Consider the following 18,871-nt stretch of genomic DNA (forward strand, 5'->3'; position numbering starts at 1 on the left):
TAGACTCGGACGATAAAAAAAGCGCATCAAATAGTTGATGCGCTTTTGTGTGTTAATATGGAAAAATGTTTTAGCAAATTTCACCATTTTGGCTAGCGCCTGCACATCTATTAGAGCAAGCATCACTTTCTGGTCTTGTATGTGATGTAGTTCCGCATGTATTTGCTACATCAGTATCGCAGTAACGTTGTGTGTGACATCCTTGTTCATTAGTATTACAATTACAAGTTTGATGATCAACAGTATTACATCCAGCAGCAGTTTCTACTCCTCCAATGATGACATTTGCATTGTTAATACCAGCAATTTTAATTTTTCCTAAATTTAATTTTTTTTGTTTCTTCATGACAATATGTTTTAGTGGGTTCGAAAGTAGTTGGGTAATGTGTGAAAACAAAACAAAATACCCTTTAATTATCGAATTAAAGGTTCTTAAATCTCTTCTGAGGTATTGATTTTATTGATGTTTTTGATGTAATACGATGGATAGATTCCTGTTTTGTTTTTAAAAGCTCTAGAGAACGAATCAGGTGATTTAAAACCCAATTCGGAAGCGATAGATTTGATATCATACGATCGAAAAAGCTTATCTTCTTTTAGTTTTTCTAAGGCATAATTAATTCGTAAATTGGTTATATATTGAATAAATTTTTGCTGTTTTTCGGAATGAATTACTTTCGATAAATAAGCTTTGTTCGTTTTTACTTTTTTAGCCACAAAAGCCAAATCACAATTCACATCCAAAAACTGTTTTTTATCTTCAAATTTAGCTAAAGCAGCAAGGATTTGTTGTACTTTTTCCTCATCAATTGTTAAAGTTGATTTTCCTTTTTCTTGAGTGATAGGAATTTCTTCTTTTTTAGATTCTAATTCAGTTAATAGTTTATCAAACTTTATTTTGTTCTGTAGCTGTTTGTTTTTACTGTAGAAAAAATAAATAAGGAAAAGCAATAACAATGTAATTATAATTACTAATGCAGCATTATAATTAGCTTTTTTTGAAGAAGCCAATTGATCAATTAATGTTTCTAATTCTTTTATATCATAATCTCTATGTATAGCATCTTTGACATTTTTAGAAACATGCTCGTTAATTCTATTATTTTCTTCAAATGCACTCCAATATTTTAGAGCATTTTCTTTATCACCTTTCTTATTATAAAGATTTATAAGTGTGTGATAGGTTTTGTCAAGTAAAGGATAATTTATAGCATTTTTTTGAGATACAGAATCGACTTTTCGTAAAAATTTAATTGCATTATCATAATCATTCTGACTTTTATAACTCATACCTGTATAATAGTATATGCTTGGATATTGAGTTTTATTCTTTTCAGAAATGGCTCGTATTTCTGCAGTAGCCAATTTAGAGAGTGCTTCTTGCTGATTTCCTCTCTCATGTGCTAAAATTCCTTGCCCTGTCAAGAAAGAAGTATATCCTAAATCATCATTAATTCGTTTAGATTCCTTTAGACCAAGGTTAATATATATGTCGGCAGAATCAAGCAAACTACGATTTGTTATATTTTCCTTTAATGCATACTTTAGATAAGTATCGGATAATGCCATTAATGTGTTTGAGAAAGAGTAACGATTGAAGTTATAATTGCGTTCTTCTTCCGATGCAGCTTTAAAATCATTGTAGTTTTTTAATAAAATTTTCAAAGCACCTTTTTGATCTCCCAAAACATTTTTCACTAATGCTATATTATGTGAGACCATATAAGTCATATATTCATTATTGCGATTATAAAAATCATATGCTTTATTATAGTATTCAAAAGCTTCTTCATATTTGCCATGTTGATAAGAGAACTGGCCTTCTAAAAATACACAAAGTGTTTCTAGACTTTTATTTTTTAATTCTTTAGTGGCAATATTTTTAGCGATGCTTAAATAGTCTAATGCTTTTTGATAATTCCCTTGATTTTTTTCTAAAACGGCGTATCTTCTGTTAGCCTCAAATAAATCATTTTGATTATTACTTTTCTTTGCGTTTAGAAAAAGCTTATCAGCATATATTCTTGCTTTTCCAGACTCGTCATATAAATGTTTTAAATAAAGATCGTCTAGTTCTTCATAAGAATACTGTGCTAACGAATCAATTTCTTGTTCTTGAGCATATAAAGTATATGTTGAAATGTAAGTGCATAAAAGCAACAACAGCTTTAAATAAGTTGGAGGAATTATAAAGCGCATAAAAAAATAAAATGTAAAATATGAATATTCGATTGAATGTAACGGATGTTACTAACAATTGAAAAAGCTATAAATTCGGCTAAGAATCATACAAATCTAACAAAATATTGGCTAATTGTGTTTTGAAAATACTTTTTTAAAACTTTTATATAAGCTTCAATATCTGTGTAAATACAGAGGATAATTTACTATTGGCTTTTTTGTATAAATCAAAAGCTTGCATTTATAAAATACAAGCTTTTGTTTAATTTTTAATTTAAGGGAAATTTTATTATAAATTTGGAGCCCTTGTGTCTGTACAACGATCAGTTTCCGCTACTGTTTGTAAAGTTCCACAAGTATCTGCAGGTGTAGATGGACCACAAGTATTTACATGTGGCTGTGTACATCCACAAGAAGCTTCTGCGGGTTCCGTATCGGTAGATTGACATTCAGTTGTTGCTCCTCCAAATAATGAATTTACATTATTGATTCCAGCAATTTTAATCTTTCCTAAATTTAATTTTTTTTGTTTCTTCATGACAATATGTTTTAGAGGGTTCGAAAGTAGTTGGGTAATGTGTGAAAACAAAACGTAATGACCTTTAATTATCGAATTAAAGGCTCTTATATGTCTTCTGAGATATTGATTTTATTGATGTTTTTGATATAATACGATGGGTAGATGCCTGTTTTGTTTTTAAAGGCTCTTGAGAACGAATCGGGCGATTTAAAACCCAATTCTAAAGCAATAGACTTGATGTCATACGAGCGAAAAAGCTTATCTTCTTTTAGTTTTTCTAAGGCATAATTGATTCGTAAATTTGTAATGTATTGAATAAACTTTTGCTGCTTTTCGGAATGAATTACTTTTGACAAATAAGCTTTGTTCGTTTTTACTTTTTTGGCCACAAAAGCCAAATCACAATTCACATCCAAAAACTGTTTCTTATCTTCAAATTTAGCTAAAGCAGTGAGAATTTGCTGTACTTTTTCCTCATCGATCGTTAGCGTAGATTTTTCTTTTTCTTTTTTTACAGTAGCATGACTAGCTTCTTTTTTCTTGGCTAGTTCTTTTAAAAGTTGATCAAATTTCGCTTTGTTTTGCTGTTGCCTATTTTTATTATAAAACCAATAGATGATAAAAAGAAAGGCTAATATGAAAATAATAATCAAAGCTGTATTGTAATTTGCTTCATTTTCATCATTAGTATAATTCAGTTCTTTAAGTTCTTCATTTAGTTTTTTAATATCATACTTCTCATGAATATCGCTTCGAACAGTTCCTGTAATACGTTCGTTAATTTGATCATTTTCCATGTAAAGATCTAGATATTTCGATTTGTTCTCTATATCATTTCTCCCTTTATAAATTTTACTAAGCAGATAATAAGTACGTTGGAGTATCGGATAGTTGGCTGCATTTTTTTGAGAAACAGAATCTACCTTTTTTAAAAAATGAATAGCTTTCTCATCATTTGCAAGTTTATGATAGGTAAGCCCTTTGTAGTAAAATAAAGATGGAAGCCAACCTTTAATGCCTTCTTTTATGATTACATCGGTGGAAGTATTAATGAGTTCAATGGCTTCTTCATAGTTTCCTAACTCAGTATTTATGATTCCTTTTTCTGCAATAAAAAGAGAAATTATGTTCTTATTACCTTTTTTACTAGCTTCTTTAAATCCTATTTGATTGTAGGTTAGTGCAGAATCTAAATATGTCTTTTTTTCAATGATATCATCATTATCGATAGCAAATCGGATATAGGTGTCGCATATTGCTAGAAGCGTATTTATTTGAAAGGAAGAACTGAAGTTTTTAAGTTTTTTTCCGTTAGCAGCTTCTTCTTTATAGGCTTTATAGTTTTTCTTTAATATTTTAATGGCTCCTTTTTGGTCACCAAGCTCATTTTTAATCAATGCAATCGCATGCGAGGTTATATTTGCCATAAACTTGTTATTGACACTATAAAATTCTTGAGCTGTTGTGTAATGCTCAAAAGCTTCATCATATTTTGAAAACTCATAAGAAATCTTACCTTTCAAATAGACACAACTAATTTCTAAAAATGAATCTTTTAGTTCTTCAATTGCAATTATTTTGGCTTTGTCAATAGACTCGATAGCTTTCTCATAATTTCCGAACTTACTTTCTAAAATGGCTTTTCGTTTATATGCTTGATGTAATTCTTCTTGATCTTTAGATTTTACAGCATTTTCAAATACTCGATTAGCATACGTTCCTGCTTTGTGAATATCTACGTATAAAAAATGATCGTATTTTTGGATAAGTTCTTCGTTAGAATACTTAGCCAACGAATCAATTTCTTGTTCTTGGGCATATAAATTTTGTGTAGAAACATACAGGAAGCAAAGCAATAATAGCCTTAAGTAAGTTGGAGGAATTATAAAGCGCATAAAATTATAATGTAAATAAATATTGATGGTGAAATTAAACTCTTGATATATTATTTGTAATGGGGAATAGTATATTGTTACATCAATAATCATACAAATCTAATAAAATATAACCCAATTAAATTTTAGATAGGGTTTTTTTAATTTTTTTTGAAATACTTCTGTACCGCTGCAAATATTGATGAAATAGAGAACCTACTATTGTCCAATAGTAGATTGCTTTAGTTGTATAGGCCGTTTTTAGCACATAGTTTTGGTTCCAGAAATATGAATTAAAACTCAAATATTATGAAGAAAAAATTAACAAATCTTTCGTTAAACAAGAAATCAGTATCAAACTTAAGTGGAGTACAAAACGTTTACGGTGGATCAAAACAATTAGACACAATTTCTTGTGTACCTTATGGAATTTGTTGTCCAACACATGATACAGCGTGCCCAACAAACACTTGTGGAGGAACAGGAAATGTTTTAACAGCAGACTGTAACACAAACCAAGAAGGTTGTACCGTTCCTACCTTTTCAGAAGTTCTTTGCTAACAACGCGGTAATTAGGTTTTAGGGTATTAAAAAAGCCTGCATTGGGAGTGCAGGCTTCTATTTTTTTAATAAGCAATTTATTAACCACAAGCGCCAGTTGGAAATCCTCCACAATCGTTAGTTGCAGGTTTTGTTGTTAAGGTTACGCAGTCAGTTTCTACATACGTAGTACATTCTTCTGTTAATTCATCAATACATGGATCAGATTTAGGACATGTATTATCAGTATTACAGCCTAATGTAAGTCCACCTTTAATTTTATATAAAGTATTCATACTTGCTATTTTACTCTTCCCTAAATTTAATTTACGTTTTTTCTTCATTGCGATATAGTTTTAAAAATTTTGAGTGTGAAAATAAGAGTTTGACCAATTTTCACAAAAGAAACATAACTACAATACGACAATTGTAGCATCTTTAAATGTCTTCTTAGCTATTGATTTTATTGATATTTTTGATATAATACGATGGGTAAATCCCTGTGTTTTTTACAAAGGCTCTGGAAAACATATCGGAAGACTTAAAACCAGATTCTTCCGCAATTGATTTAATGTCATATGAGCGAAAAACAGGATCGTCTTTCAATCGTTCTAATGCGTAGTCGATTCGTAAATTTCTGATATAATCAATAAACTTTAATTGTTTGTGTTCGTGAATTATTTTAGATAAATACGTCTTATTAGTTTTTGCTTTTTTAGCCACAAATGCTAAATCACAATTTTTATTTCTGTACCATTCTTTTTCTTCAAACTTCTCCAAAGCTTTTAAAACTTGGATCACTTTCTCATCATCAATAGTTATAGCATTTTTAGTTTTTTCATTAGTTATTTTGAATGATTGCTTTTCTTCAAGTTGTTTTACCAATTTATCAAAGGCAACTTTGTTTTTCTGTTTCTGTTTTCTGTAAAAAAGAAAAAATACAACCAATACAATTACTAATAAGCCAATCACGATCATGGCCTTTTTATTTGATTTTTTGATATATGATATTTCACCATCTAGAATATCTAAATCGTATATATTGTGAATGTCGTCTCGTACTTCCTGTGAAATTTGTGCATTAATACGTTGATTTTCTATATATAAATTTTGATATTTTGATACATTATCTGTATCATTAAGTTCTTTATATATTCCAATTAGCGAATAATAAGCTCCTTGAAGCATTCGATAATTTGAGCTATTTTTTGTCGAGATAGAATCTGCTTTTTTAAAATATTTAATAGCAGCATCCAATTCATTTAATTTTTTGTGACTTCGACCCTTATAATAATATAAAGCCGTCAACGAACTTGGTTCTTTATAGTCTTGTATTTTTGAAGAAGCTGTATTTAATTCAATAAGTGCTTTATCATAATTTCCTCGTTCTTCTTCTATAATTCCAGCATTGATTATAAAACTAATTTCATAAGATTTATTTTTTTCTTCAATGGCTTCCTTAAACCCTATACTATTATAATCAGCAGCAATATTTAATAAAGAGTCTTTTTTGCTAGGACTTTTGATGGCATATTTTACATAAGCGCTGCTAATTCCTAATAAGCAAGATGGTCTGAAATCACGAGAAAAATTGTCACTTCGTTCTATTTTTGGAGTGTTTTCGTAATGATGTAAACATTTTGAAAGTATTTCTATACAAGATTCGTGATCGCCAAGATTATTTTTGATTAAAGCAATATTGGAAGAAATCACATTCATGAGATATTCTTGCTCTTCTTTTTTATAATAATCATAAGCAACAGTATAGTTTTTAAAAGCTTTTTTGTATTGCCCCGTAGAAAAAAGAATATTTGCTTTTGTAAATTTCGAGTATATTCCTGAAGCTATTAGTTTGGAATCTTGTTTAGCTAAAGAAATAGCTTTATCTATATATTCAAATGCTTTATCCGTATTTCCAAGCTCGGATTCAAGTTTAGCAAACATATTATAAGCACCAATAGTTGTAGCAGTGTTATTATTCTCTTTAGAGATTAAAAGTCCTTGTTCGGCATATACTCTTGCTAGTGAAGGGTTTTTAAATAAAGAGGTATTAAACTTATTGTATAGTTCGTTAAAAGAGTAGTCGCGTAACGAATCGCTCTTTTGCTCTTGAGAAAACACAGTTGTAGAAAAAACACATGCGTACAAAAGTAAAAATCGAAATAAAAATTTGGGGGATAATGAAAACTGCATGAAATTAGAATATGAAAATAAATATTGAGAATGAAATTAAACACTGATGCATTATATGTGGTAGGAATCAGTATAATGTTACATCAATAATTATGCAAATCTAATAAAATATTGAGGAACTAAGTTTTTTAAGAAGTTGTAGGAAAGTTATATAGAATGTTTCAAGACTTATAAAAATTAAAAGTATCCGAGAATTTATAGGTGTTGAGTGCAAGTTTGTAGTGTTGTAGGGAATATTTTATGATAGATTGCAGCATTAGTCAACAATTGAGTTTTACTAATGCTACAATCACATTACATGACAGTGTTTGTATGTCTTATGCTATACAAATCATATAGACCCATTTCCTCTTGTGGTAACAGTTGGAGGACAAGAATCGCTATCTAACGGCGAGCAATTTGTTTTAACTGCAGAAGGTTCACAAGAGGTGTTTATGCCAGTTTCTTCAGAAAGACACCCTTCATTTTGGGCAATCGTTTCATCGGAACCACCTCGTATAATTTGTAGATAATTTATAGGAGCAATATTTATTTTTTTTAATGATAGTTTTCTTTGTTTTTTCATAATAGCAATTGTTTTTAGTTTGCGGATAAATTATATAGAGCCATTCCCTCTAGTGGTTATGGTAGGAACGGAAGTATCATCAGATGGTGAGCAATTTGTCCTTCCATCAGAAGCTTCACAAGAAGTATTTACGTCCGTTTCTTCAGAAAGGCAGCCTTCATTCGGAGCAATTGTTTCATCGGAACCACCTCGTATAATTTGCAAATAATTAATAGGAGCAATATTTATTTTTTTCAATGATAGTTTTCTTTGTTTTTTCATAATTACAATTATTTTTAGTTTACTAATAAATTATATAGAACCATTTCCTCTAGTAGTTCCTGTTTTACAACCTTTACAGGTTTCCACCATGTCTACAGAGGCTACACAAGTAGCTATTGGATCTGTTTGTTCAGAAACACAATTGTTGAGAGGATTCTGTGTTTCTCCGCCACCTCCTTTGATAAATTGAAGCTGATTAATTGGGGCAATGTTTACTCTTTTCAATAACAGTTTTCTTTGTTTTTTCATAATAATTACTAATTAATGTGTCTTTTAAGTTACGTACCTAAAATACTTTTAAAAAGTACTCTTATCCAAAGAAAATATGTCGGTTTTTTAAAAAACAGACGTGTGTTTTATTTAGTTATCTTTCAGTTTTTCAAGGCTTTTGATGTAAAAAGAAGGATAGATGCCTGTGCGTTTTTTAAACGCTTTTGAAAATGATTCTGCAGTATTAAATCCTACTTCTTGAGCAATTGATTTAACATCAAAGGAACGAAATACACCATCGTTTTTCAATCGTTGTAAAGCGTACTCTATACGTAAATCTGTAATGTATTGTACAAACTTTTTATTTTTATGTTTTTGAAGAACAATTGAAAAATAAGTGCTGTTAGTTTTTACTTTTTTGGCAACATAATTCAGCGTGCACTTATTGCTTAAAAATTGTTCTTTTTCTTCAAACCTTTTCAAACGCTTCAAAATCTCCACAACTTTTTCATCCGCAATCTTTGGCTGTTTTTTTGTAATTTCTTTTGTCTGAATCTCTAATTTTGAATCTTCTACCTGTACTGTTTCTTGTTGCTTTTTTTCTAAAGTATTTATCTGAACTAACAATTTCTCAAAGCGCTTTTTATATTGATATTGTCTTCTCGTATAAAAGAATACAATTATCAATAACACACACACTAGCGCCCAAGCAATATATTTTACATACGCGTATTTAGTGCCCATATTACTAGATTCCTCTTCTAGTTTTTTAATTTTCATTTCAAGAGAAGGAATGTCGTATTTTTCATAAAGTGTTTTAGTAGTTTCGTCTTTGAGTAAATCATTTTGCTGATCCTTTTTAGAAAAAAGCTTAAAGTATTTTATGGCATTATTTGTATCGCCAACTTGCTCATACGATTCGCCTAATAAATATAAAATCTCTTGTAAAAAAGGAAAGTCTATTTTTTGATTTTCAGAAGCTTCTAATGCTTTTTGTAAATGTACAATCGCCAAATCGTATTGGTGCAAACTATAATAGGCTTTTCCTTGATATAAGTAAATCAAAGGAATTTCTTTTAGTAATTTTTGATCAATGCTTTCTTCCTCAGCATCTTTTAAAATTTCTAGTGACTCATTGTATTTATCAAGTTCATAATAATTAATTCCTTTATTCATTAAAAGCATAGCATATGCTTCTTTATCATTGTGTTTAAAAGATTTTTGAATACCTTCATTTGTATACAGTAAAGAAGAATCTAAATATACTTTTTTGAATCTAGATTTATTTTGATTTTTAATGGCAAGCTTACTGTAAGCACTAGCTAAAACCATATAACCATTTATAATATCGTAATAAGAAGTAGTTTCTCCTTTAGATTGAAAATAGGTTAGATTTTTTTTAGAAATTTCTATAGCATTTCTTATATCACCAATCTGATTTTTTATAAGCGCAATATTGTGAGAAATCCTGTGAAACTTTGTTTGATCAGGATCATCCTTTAGCAAATCGCATACAATTACATAATATTCAATGGCTTTTTCATACTCTCCAAAATCTGCATGAATCTTACCATTCAAAAATAAATTTTTTATAATATAAATGCTGTCATTTGCTTCTTGACTGTGCTGAAGCGCTTTCTTTATAAATTTTAATGCTTTGTCTTTTTTTCCTAACGATGTAGAAACTCTAGCAGTATAATGTTCAGCTTGATGAATTTGAGATGCATTGTTCTGTTGTATTGCTAAATCAAGCATTGCTTGTGCATACGTTTGTGTAATGATTAAATCTTGATATTCGTAATTGTAAAATTGCTCCTTTAACTCTTCAAAGGATTTGTTTTTTAAAGAATCGGGAACTTGAGATGTATTTTCTTGAGCCGACAAACAAAATCCTGTCAGTAAGAAAATGACCAGAAAGTACATTTTCATCATAGGGGAAATCAACATAAAATTTATGAATACTAGTTTTTTAAGTTCAATAATAAATTGAAAGAAATCGAAATGCAACAACGCATACTTATAGCAAATGATGGAGGATCAACGATTTTTTTACTAAAAATACCACAAAAATCTAAGTAAAAAAAGAGAGAAGCTACCAGATGCAGACTTTTTATCTACAGTCTTTCGAAAGATTTTTATTTCTTTTCAATAGTTCATTGAAATAGAATTAAAACAACTATAGCTAAATTGAGCAAAGAAAAAGTAGATTATTACCTAATAATGATGGTAACGTAATAAAATATTAATCCTTCTTCATTGGTCAGTCAAAGTGTTTTGCCTAAATTTGCAGCCCATTTTAAAAAAATGCATAATAATTGACGATATGACAGCGAAAGAAAGAGTAACTTTTGATGCACTGATTGAGATTCCAAAAGGAAGCAGAAATAAATATGAATATGACTTTGATTTAAAGAAGATTCGATTCGATAGAATGTTGTTTTCTTCTATGATGTATCCTGGAGATTACGGTTTTATCCCAGAAACATTAGCATTGGATGGAGATCCATTAGATGTACTAGTTTTAGGAACAGAACCTACGTTTCCAATGTGTGTAATGGAAGTAAAGCCAATTGGCGTATTCCACATGGCAGACGAAAAAGGGCCTGATGAAAAAATAGTATGTGTACCTGTAAGTGACCCAATTTGGAACAGTTATGAAGATATCAAAGACTTAAATCCACATAGAATCAAAGAAATCACACACTTTTTCCAAGTATACAAAGACTTAGAGAAAAAGAAAGTTGATGTTGGTGGTTGGGGAAATGCCGAAGAAGCGTATGAAATTGTAGATAAATGTGTTGCGCGCTATGAAGCAAGTGAACACAAAACAAACGGCGACTTCACGATATAATAAAAATATTATATCATAAAACTTAAAAAAGCCTTCGAAATCGATTTAGAAGGTTTTTTTTTATGCTTGATTTTGTTACATTTACGCCGCTAAATAACAAATCAAACCAAATATATATGGAATCAATGATGATTTACATGCCAATAGCAGCAGCAGCGCTAGGCTTAATCTACATGCTTATCAAAAAGTCTTGGGTAATGAAACAAGACGCAGGCGACGGGAAAATGAAAGAAATCTCGGATCATATCTACGAAGGAGCTTTAGCTTTCTTAAACGCAGAATATCGCCTGTTAGCAGTATTTGTAATTATTGTAAGTGTTGCACTTGCAGGAGTTTCATTTATTGTACCAACAACGCATTGGATGATTGTAGTTGCATTTATCTTCGGAGCAGTATTTTCAGCATACGCAGGAAATATTGGAATGAAAATCGCTACCAAAACAAATGTAAGAACAACACAAGCAGCACGTACAAGCTTACCAAATGCTTTGAAAATATCATTTGGCGGAGGAACGGTTATGGGACTTGGAGTCGCTGGATTAGCGGTTTTAGGATTAACAGCATTCTTCCTAATCTTCTTCCACTACTTTATGGGTGGAGTATGGACAAATACGGATGACATGACTGTTGTGTTAGAAACATTAGCAGGATTCTCTTTAGGAGCTGAATCTATTGCATTATTTGCACGTGTTGGTGGAGGAATCTACACAAAAGCAGCAGATGTTGGAGCCGATTTAGTTGGTAAAGTAGAAGCTGGAATTCCAGAAGATGATCCACGTAACCCAGCAACAATTGCTGATAACGTAGGAGATAATGTTGGTGACGTAGCTGGAATGGGAGCTGATTTATTTGGTTCGTATGTAGCAACAGTACTAGCAGCAATGGTACTAGGAAACTATATCATTAAAGATATGGGCGGAAGCGTTGAAGGATTTGGCGGAATCGGACCTGTATTATTACCAGTAGTGATTGCAGGTGCCGGAATTATCATTTCGATCATCGGAACCATGTTAGTGAAAATTAAAAATAACGAAGCAAAAGAAGCACAAGTTATGGGTGCATTGAATGTCGGAAACTGGACATCAATTGTATTAGTAGCAGTTGCTTGTTTCGGATTGATTACATATATGTTACCAGAACAAATTTCAATGAAATTCTTCGGAGAAAATAATGGAAACCCAATTACAATTGCATCTATTCGAGTATTCTATGCTACGTTAGTTGGATTGTTTGTAGGTGGAGTTATTTCTGCAGTAACAGAATATTACACAGGATTAGGTAAAAAACCAATCTTAGAAATTGTACAAAAATCAAGTACAGGAGCTGGAACAAATATTATTGCAGGTTTAGCAACTGGAATGATTTCTACATTCTCGTCTGTATTATTATTTGCAGCAGCAATTTGGGCATCGTATGCATTTGCAGGATTCTACGGAGTAGCAATGGCTGCTTCTGCTATGATGGCAACAACAGCGATGCAGTTAGCAATTGATGCTTTCGGACCTATTGCAGATAATGCAGGAGGAATTGCAGAAATGAGCGAACAAGAACCAATTGTAAGAGAACGTACTGATATCTTAGATTCAGTAGGAAATACAACAGCAGCAACAGGAAAAGGATTTGCTATTGCTTCTGCTGCTTTAACATCGTTGGCATTATTTGCTGCGTATGTAACCTTTACAGGAATTGACGGAATTAATATTTTCAAAGCACCTGTATTAGCTATGTTATTTGTAGGTGGAATGGTGCCTGTAGTATTCTCTGCATTGGCAATGAATGCAGTAGGAAAAGCTGCGATGGAAATGGTATACGAAGTACGTCGTCAGTTCAAAGAGATTCCAGGAATTATGGAAGGTACTGGGAAACCAGAATATGACAAATGTGTGGCAATTTCTACAAAAGCATCTTTAAAAGAAATGATGTTACCAGGATTATTAACGATCGGATTCCCATTAGCCATTGCTTTTGTTCCATTAGCATTCGGAATGGATCATTTAGCGATCGCAGAAATGTTAGGTGGATATATGGCAGGAGTTACCGTAAGTGGTGTACTTTGGGCAATTTTCCAAAACAATGCTGGTGGAGCTTGGGACAACGCTAAAAAATCTTTTGAAGCTGGAGTTGAAATCAACGGTGAAATGACATATAAAGGTTCTGACGCTCACAAAGCAGCTGTAACTGGTGATACTGTTGGAGATCCATTCAAAGATACTTCAGGGCCATCAATGAACATCTTAATCAAATTAACATGTTTAATCGGATTGGTAATTGCGCCAATCTTAGGAGGACATTCAAATGAAACAGCTACTGCTGAAGAAGTTGATAAAAATGTAATTCAAGTAAATGTTCAAGAAGCAAATGAAGCTGAGGTTGCATTGAATGTAATTACAATGAAAGAAGAAAATTTATAAAAACCGACTTTTTATATTTTTTAAGAGCCGTAATCGTTTGATTGCGGCTTTTTTAATGATATGAATTTAGTTGAGATTTACACTGTATATACATAAAACGTAAACCAAAATGCTTCTTTCGATTTAAATTCAATCACTTGATCCGCATTCCACGCAGGAATGTCAAAATCATGTGTAACGACTCTGGTGCCTTTGGGCAATTCATTTTCGAGTTTTAAAGATAACTTTCCTAAAGAATCGCGTGTTAAATATAAAATGAGTGCAGTTGCTTCAGAAACAGCTGCTTTCAAAAAATCTGTTTCTATAATTTCAATACGATCTGTAAGTCCTGCAGCAGCAATATTTTTTTTAGCAGCTTCCAAGGCTTTGGGCAAAATTTCATAACCAATACAGCGAATATCAGCGAGTTTTGCGGCCGCAATTAATGTTCTGGCATCACCACAACCTAAATCGATCAAAGTATCGCCATCTTGCAAGTTGAGAAGTTTTAGTTTTTCTTGAACCACTTCTTCAATAGTTACCAAATACGGTTCATCGAGTCGGATAGGGAAATTTTTCAAAGGAATACAGTTTTTAAGAGGAATGTAATTGTTGTTTTAAGGCTTCAAAGGTGTCAGATAAGTAAAAGCTGCACATACTTTTCAAACGAATGATTAGTTCTTGGTGAATGAATTCGTCTTCCGTGTTTGTTTGCGCTAGAAATGCCTGCACACCATGTTCCTGAATAAAAGGATGATAGTCTTCATAAAATTTAGTACCAACCAGCAAACCTTTTGTAGCAGCTTTTAAATCATCACAGAAAAGGAGTGCGACTTTATCCGCGACAATTTCCATCAAACGAGAAGTAATCAATAAGTTTTCAGAACTATCTGCATTTGCAGTTTTTTTACCAAACGGATTCAAATTATACCTTTCGCTAATTTCCTTAATTTCTTTTCCTTTTTCGGCAACACTGGCTACCTGTTCTACACGTTGCAGAATGTTTCCGTATTTTTCTACATTAGATACATTCCCGAAAACAGTACCAATATTTCCAGCAAACGGTAGTACGGTTAATAGCATATTTACCAAACTAAATCCTTTATCGGTAGCGCCGCGCCAAACATCGGTTGCTGTAATTTTTGAATGCTCAAAATAGATATGTGCCAATTCGATCGTTATCAAAAACACCAATGCATTAGGTTCTAAATAACGAATGCTTTTTGGATTTAAAAAGTCATTTCCAACAAGTAAAAAATCGGGTTTTCCTTCAACACCAATAACAGCATTAGCATATGTTCCACGACCAATATAGCATTCCGGAATCTCCATTTGAAGTGCATTGCAAATTGCAGTAATCCGTTGTGAAATTTCAGGATAATTGTCTGTATGTAAACGATCTGAAAAAGAAATTACAGCTTCGTAATCTGGCGGATTTAAAGCAGCGATAAAATTGTTCAAAGAATCAAAAAAACCTTTGGCTTCTTTAAAGCAACTTGGAACGACTTCTTGTAAAATTTCCTTTTTTTCTATAGGTTGATATGAGTTTTCATGAAGAGAAGCTTCAATTGTAAATGTTTCCGTATTTAAAATATCTTGTATGATTTCCGCTTTTTGCTGATGATTTTCAAATGTGGCCAATGCTTCAATCCTAGTCGCGACTAAAGGTTGTAACTCCGCCAATTGATGAATGGTCTCAGAAACATCTTCTTGCAATTCTGGTTGAATCTGTAAAATAGCTTCTAAAATAGCTACTTTCAATTGTCGTCCGCCTTCACCTTTAAAAATATTCGTAGTTTTTGTTGGCAACAAATCGGTGATACTATCATCTGGAAGTGATTGATAAATGGTTCTATACAAAGAAATCGCATCCGAAAATCTGGAAGCATTGGTCAAATGTTTGGCAAAATTCAAATTGAACTCAAACACCAATTCGGCATTCTTTTCTCGCTCAATAAACAATTTGTATACATATTCGTGAAACGCAATGGTATGCGTCGCAATTTCCTTTTGTTGAAATGGTTGTAAAATCGCCAACAGCTTTTGTTGTTCTGCGAACGGAAGTTGCCAATCTTTCACAATACAAATTAAATTGTCACCAAAAATTTCATGAACAGGAACATGTTTTGCGAATACTTTTAATAAAGATTCTTCTTGCTCGGGAACCACTTTCAAGCGTTTTAAATGCGGAATTAAAGCAGCTTTGAGTTCGTTCAATAACAAATCGGAAGTAGTGCTTTGCAATTCAAATAGGCTAGCAGCTAACGCTAAATGACTTGTTTTCTTGTGATACTTCTTAGCTAAAACATCCGCAAAAACACTGAAACGATTTCCGTTGGTGGTAATGACAGGCAACAATTGCATATATAAAGAATCGTTCATGAATTCGGTATAAAACGATACGTTTTCGCTAGTAATTAAATCTTTTCCTGTTCTTTCTTGAATGGAAATGTGTTCGCTAGAAATAGATACTAAAAAGAAATTGTGTGCTGTATCTTTTCCAATCAAAAAAGTACGATCTGATGTTAATATAAAATACCAAACAGCATTTTTAGGATACGTTTCAGAAGTATCCAATTTGACTTCACTGACGCCCAAAATACTCAAAACACATTCTTTCTCTTGCAATTGATGAAAGATGAAATTCTGCGTTTCCAAATCTACGGAAGTGACAAAAGGAAGTTGTTCTTCATTTTTCAGCGCAAACAAATGATCGTTTTGTAACGTCAATAAATATGTTTGCAGTTGTTTAAAAAATGCCTGTTTTTGTACATCAAAATTCGCTTCTTTTTTAGTTTCTTGATACGAAGAAAGATCAATTTCAACCTGTTCGGCGAGCACATATACAATGTTTTCATTCTTTAGAAATTGCAAACGCGTAGCTCTTAGGATTTCATTTTTCGCAACATTTTCAATATCGATATCAACTGTAAATCCATTGGAAATTCTTTTAAACATCAATTCTTTCTTATAAAAAGAGCGCAATTCATTTTGTAGATCATACACAGAAAAATTGGGATGTAAATACAGTTTTGCAATTGCTTTTTTATGATTGTCAGTAAATCCTTTTAAAAAGTTGAGCATAGCAATAACGAATGATTTTTGAGAAAATTAAACAATTTTAGTCAAAAAACAGCTTTTTTTCATGTATGTGCGTATATATCTTATGGCGAAACCCAAAACATGCTGTTTTTTAAATAGTTACCTTATATGTGTCTATTAATCATAAAATATTACACCATGAAAAAAAAGAAATTGAATTCAAAATTGACATTAGGGAAAATGGATGTTTCTAATTTATCAAACATTCGTGGAGGTTACTATCCTCCATTTGAAACTGAGGACAATGGCTGTAATGGCGGAAGTGGTGGTGGAAGTGGCGGAACCTATTCCAATAATTGTAGCGGACAAACGTGCGGAAATTGCATCACCGATGCACATCCACTTTCGGATCCTTTACACTGTAGAACTTGTCATACAGGTTGTTAGGGGAGTAAAAAAGCTATTTGGAAAATATGATTTGTCATTCTGAATTTATTTCAAAATCTCGTTGTAGCTTATACAATTATTATGAGAAACTAAGCTTGACTCAGTTTGATGAAATTCTAATTTTTGAATATGTCAAATCGAGCGCAGTCGAGATTCATTTGAAGTTCTAAGACTTCTCTACTGCGCTCGAAGTGACAAAAAGTGTATAATATTATATGTAATTTTTAAGAAGCGTATTCCTTAAAATAATCCGTGAATTTCTGCATCAATTTTGTTGATGACACTTCCTAAATCCTCAGGATTGTCTACAAAATCCAAATTATCAACGTCAATTACCAATAATTTTCCTTGTGAGTATTTGGAAATCCAAGCTTCGTAACGTTCGTTTAATCGACTCAAATAATCAATACTTATTGAGTTTTCATAATCGCGTCCACGTTTGTGAATTTGAGCTACCAACGTAGAAATGTCGGCGCGTAAATAAATCAATAAATCTGGCGCGTCTACCAACTTTTGCATCAATTCAAATAAAGATTGGTAATTTTCGTAATCGCGATTTGTCATCAATCCCATAGCATGAAGATTGGGTGCAAAAATATGTGCATCTTCATAAATGGTACGATCTTGAATGATCTTTTTTCCGCTTTCGCGAATTTGTAAAACCTGTCTAAAACGGCTATTTAAAAAATAAATCTGAAGGTTAAAACTCCAGCGTTCCATTTGCGTGTAAAAGTCGTCCAAATACGGATTGTCCACAACATCTTCAAAATGCGGTTCCCACTTATAATGTTTCGCTAATAATTTTGTTAAAGTTGTTTTTCCTGCGCCAATGTTTCCTGCAATTGCAACGTGCATGTGATTCTGTAATTAGGTGTTTGCTTAAAATCGGACTATTGGATTTTATAATCGATTCTAAAAAATATTCGTTCTATTTATTCTTTTGTTGGTTTTTTGAGTTGGAATTGATATAAAATAACTCCGTCGTAAATATACAAGATATCATCGTGAAGCGAAAACTGTTTTATAGCAATTCTGTCAGAAGGTAAATTTATAAGATAAACTTCGTCGTTACTCGTAAAATATAGCTGTTTATCCTTTAAAAAAATCACTTCTTCATTCGTCATGTCAAAATCTGTTGCGCCTACCAATGGTTTTTGCGAGAGTAAACTTCCGTAGATATTATACAGATATATGTTCGTTTCTGTCAGTACGCGGCAAAAATTGTAATTGCTTTTGAGTGTGATAAATTTTTCTGGAATTGGTAAATTTTGAACAGGCGTTTTTTCTTGAACGTAATTAAATACTTCCAACTGTTGTGTATTGGTGTCAAAAATCCATAAATTCCGATCGTTCGCAGTGGTTGCTGCTGCTAAATTCTTAAAGTCGGCACTCACATTGAAATCCATACGTCTGATTTCATTTAGCGTATTATCTAACACAATCACGGTATTAAAATCTTCGTAAAACAAGGTGATTTTGAGTGGATTTAAAATATCTACAGAAGTAATTTTACCCAATTGCAGATTGTTGTATTGCCATTCTTTTTTGTCTTTTCTTTTGATCAGAATATTATTTTGGATGACGTAAGAAGCACCAAAATTATCCATCGCTACAAAACGATCGACAGCCAAGCTATCTTGATGTTGCAAGGTTGCTGTAATGGTTTTTTGTCCAAACGCACACAGCGAACAACATAGGAATACGGAAAGAATGAGCGATTTCATGATTGGCAAATTACAAAAAATGCGCCATAGTTGATGAAACAATTTTTTTATGCCTGAATGTGGCAATCTGTTT

At 32.0% G+C, this 18,871-nt stretch carries 18 protein-coding genes; 4 read left to right on the plus strand and 14 right to left on the minus strand.

Going from position 1 to position 18,871, the window contains the following annotated elements:
* Positions 1–70 precede the first annotated feature (70 nt).
* From Q0845_RS12640 to Q0845_RS12655, 4 genes are all read right to left on the minus strand, one after another.
* Positions 71–346 (minus strand): hypothetical protein, encoded by a 276-nt coding sequence (locus tag Q0845_RS12640; RefSeq protein ID WP_298513617.1) that lies wholly within the window; start codon positions 344–346, stop codon positions 71–73.
* An 86-nt stretch (positions 347–432) separates the two neighbouring features.
* Positions 433–2,199 (minus strand): helix-turn-helix domain-containing protein, encoded by a 1,767-nt coding sequence (locus Q0845_RS12645; protein WP_298513620.1) that lies wholly within the window; start codon positions 2,197–2,199, stop codon positions 433–435.
* 271 nt (positions 2,200–2,470) lie between these two features.
* The gene (locus tag Q0845_RS12650; RefSeq protein ID WP_298513621.1) at positions 2,471–2,719 is read right to left on the minus strand and encodes a hypothetical protein; all 249 of its coding nucleotides are present in this window, start codon (positions 2,717–2,719) and stop codon (positions 2,471–2,473) included.
* 86 nt (positions 2,720–2,805) lie between these two features.
* Complete coding sequence (locus tag Q0845_RS12655) at positions 2,806–4,596, minus strand: helix-turn-helix transcriptional regulator (RefSeq protein ID WP_298513623.1); 1,791 nt, start codon at positions 4,594–4,596, stop codon at positions 2,806–2,808.
* Positions 4,597–4,884: 288 nt separating this feature from the next.
* Here Q0845_RS12655 and Q0845_RS12660 point away from each other — a divergent pair, with 288 nt between their 5' ends.
* Entirely contained in the window at positions 4,885–5,136 is a 252-nt protein-coding gene (locus Q0845_RS12660; protein WP_298513626.1) for a hypothetical protein, read from the plus strand.
* A gap of 80 nt (positions 5,137–5,216) precedes the next feature.
* Here the strand turns inward: Q0845_RS12660 and Q0845_RS12665 are convergent, their stop codons facing one another.
* From Q0845_RS12665 to Q0845_RS12690, 6 genes are all read right to left on the minus strand, one after another.
* Positions 5,217–5,459, minus strand: a complete 243-nt coding sequence (locus Q0845_RS12665; RefSeq protein ID WP_298513628.1) for a hypothetical protein — start codon at positions 5,457–5,459, stop codon at positions 5,217–5,219.
* A gap of 106 nt (positions 5,460–5,565) precedes the next feature.
* Positions 5,566–7,236 carry a helix-turn-helix domain-containing protein gene (locus Q0845_RS12670; protein WP_298513630.1) on the minus strand — a complete coding sequence of 557 codons (1,671 nt, stop codon included), beginning with the start codon at positions 7,234–7,236 and terminating at the stop codon, positions 5,566–5,568.
* A 403-nt stretch (positions 7,237–7,639) separates the two neighbouring features.
* A complete protein-coding gene (locus tag Q0845_RS12675) occupies positions 7,640–7,873 on the minus strand; it encodes a hypothetical protein (protein ID WP_298513633.1) in 234 nt (77 codons plus the stop codon).
* Between the two features lie 30 nt (positions 7,874–7,903).
* On the minus strand, positions 7,904–8,134 hold the full coding sequence (locus Q0845_RS12680) for a hypothetical protein (protein ID WP_298513635.1): 231 nt from the start codon (positions 8,132–8,134) through the stop codon (positions 7,904–7,906).
* 30 nt (positions 8,135–8,164) lie between these two features.
* The gene (locus tag Q0845_RS12685; protein WP_298513637.1) at positions 8,165–8,383 is read right to left on the minus strand and encodes a hypothetical protein; all 219 of its coding nucleotides are present in this window, start codon (positions 8,381–8,383) and stop codon (positions 8,165–8,167) included.
* A gap of 111 nt (positions 8,384–8,494) precedes the next feature.
* Positions 8,495–10,276, minus strand: coding sequence for a helix-turn-helix domain-containing protein (locus tag Q0845_RS12690; RefSeq protein ID WP_298513639.1), 1,782 nt, complete (start codon positions 10,274–10,276; stop codon positions 8,495–8,497).
* A gap of 391 nt (positions 10,277–10,667) precedes the next feature.
* Here Q0845_RS12690 and Q0845_RS12695 point away from each other — a divergent pair, with 391 nt between their 5' ends.
* Positions 10,668–11,195, plus strand: a complete 528-nt coding sequence (locus Q0845_RS12695) for an inorganic diphosphatase (protein ID WP_298513641.1) — start codon at positions 10,668–10,670, stop codon at positions 11,193–11,195.
* 116 nt (positions 11,196–11,311) lie between these two features.
* A complete protein-coding gene (locus tag Q0845_RS12700) occupies positions 11,312–13,606 on the plus strand; it encodes a sodium-translocating pyrophosphatase (protein WP_298513926.1) in 2,295 nt (764 codons plus the stop codon).
* A 77-nt stretch (positions 13,607–13,683) separates the two neighbouring features.
* Here the strand turns inward: Q0845_RS12700 and Q0845_RS12705 are convergent, their stop codons facing one another.
* Positions 13,684–14,166, minus strand: a complete 483-nt coding sequence (locus Q0845_RS12705) for a methyltransferase domain-containing protein (protein ID WP_298513644.1) — start codon at positions 14,164–14,166, stop codon at positions 13,684–13,686.
* 13 nt (positions 14,167–14,179) lie between these two features.
* Positions 14,180–16,669 (minus strand): hypothetical protein, encoded by a 2,490-nt coding sequence (locus tag Q0845_RS12710; protein WP_298513646.1) that lies wholly within the window; start codon positions 16,667–16,669, stop codon positions 14,180–14,182.
* 156 nt (positions 16,670–16,825) lie between these two features.
* On the opposite strand from Q0845_RS12710, the gene Q0845_RS12715 reads away from it, so the two are divergent.
* A complete protein-coding gene (locus Q0845_RS12715; RefSeq protein WP_298513648.1) occupies positions 16,826–17,074 on the plus strand; it encodes a hypothetical protein in 249 nt (82 codons plus the stop codon).
* A 240-nt stretch (positions 17,075–17,314) separates the two neighbouring features.
* On the opposite strand, the gene Q0845_RS12720 is transcribed toward Q0845_RS12715, so the two are convergent.
* Positions 17,315–17,929, minus strand: a complete 615-nt coding sequence (locus Q0845_RS12720; RefSeq protein ID WP_298513651.1) for a deoxynucleoside kinase — start codon at positions 17,927–17,929, stop codon at positions 17,315–17,317.
* A 77-nt stretch (positions 17,930–18,006) separates the two neighbouring features.
* Positions 18,007–18,798 (minus strand): hypothetical protein, encoded by a 792-nt coding sequence (locus tag Q0845_RS12725; RefSeq protein WP_298513654.1) that lies wholly within the window; start codon positions 18,796–18,798, stop codon positions 18,007–18,009.
* Positions 18,799–18,871: the final 73 nt, after the last annotated feature.

This window comes from uncultured Kordia sp. (genome assembly GCF_947489565.1).
Lineage (GTDB): Bacteria > Bacteroidota > Bacteroidia > Flavobacteriales > Flavobacteriaceae > Kordia.

Bases quoted from the DNA above. Each gene is read 5' to 3' on its own strand.
- Q0845_RS12640 (WP_298513617.1), bottom strand. From the start codon at position 346: ATGAAGAAACAAAAAAAATTAAATTTAGGAAAAATTAAAATTGCTGGT.
- Q0845_RS12675 (WP_298513633.1), bottom strand. From the start codon at position 7,873: ATGAAAAAACAAAGAAAACTATCATTAAAAAAAATAAATATTGCTCCT.
- Q0845_RS12645 (WP_298513620.1), bottom strand. From the start codon at position 2,199: ATGCGCTTTATAATTCCTCCAACTTATTTAAAGCTGTTGTTGCTTTTA.
- Q0845_RS12655 (WP_298513623.1), bottom strand. From the start codon at position 4,596: ATGCGCTTTATAATTCCTCCAACTTACTTAAGGCTATTATTGCTTTGC.
- Q0845_RS12685 (WP_298513637.1), bottom strand. From the start codon at position 8,383: ATGAAAAAACAAAGAAAACTGTTATTGAAAAGAGTAAACATTGCCCCA.
- Q0845_RS12710 (WP_298513646.1), bottom strand. From the start codon at position 16,669: ATGCTCAACTTTTTAAAAGGATTTACTGACAATCATAAAAAAGCAATT.
- Q0845_RS12720 (WP_298513651.1), bottom strand. From the start codon at position 17,929: ATGCACGTTGCAATTGCAGGAAACATTGGCGCAGGAAAAACAACTTTA.
- Q0845_RS12650 (WP_298513621.1), bottom strand. From the start codon at position 2,719: ATGAAGAAACAAAAAAAATTAAATTTAGGAAAGATTAAAATTGCTGGA.
- Q0845_RS12700 (WP_298513926.1), top strand. From the start codon at position 11,312: ATGGAATCAATGATGATTTACATGCCAATAGCAGCAGCAGCGCTAGGC.
- Q0845_RS12690 (WP_298513639.1), bottom strand. From the start codon at position 10,276: ATGATGAAAATGTACTTTCTGGTCATTTTCTTACTGACAGGATTTTGT.
- Q0845_RS12660 (WP_298513626.1), top strand. From the start codon at position 4,885: ATGAAGAAAAAATTAACAAATCTTTCGTTAAACAAGAAATCAGTATCA.
- Q0845_RS12725 (WP_298513654.1), bottom strand. From the start codon at position 18,798: ATGAAATCGCTCATTCTTTCCGTATTCCTATGTTGTTCGCTGTGTGCG.
- Q0845_RS12680 (WP_298513635.1), bottom strand. From the start codon at position 8,134: ATGAAAAAACAAAGAAAACTATCATTGAAAAAAATAAATATTGCTCCT.
- Q0845_RS12715 (WP_298513648.1), top strand. From the start codon at position 16,826: ATGAAAAAAAAGAAATTGAATTCAAAATTGACATTAGGGAAAATGGAT.
- Q0845_RS12665 (WP_298513628.1), bottom strand. From the start codon at position 5,459: ATGAAGAAAAAACGTAAATTAAATTTAGGGAAGAGTAAAATAGCAAGT.
- Q0845_RS12695 (WP_298513641.1), top strand. From the start codon at position 10,668: ATGACAGCGAAAGAAAGAGTAACTTTTGATGCACTGATTGAGATTCCA.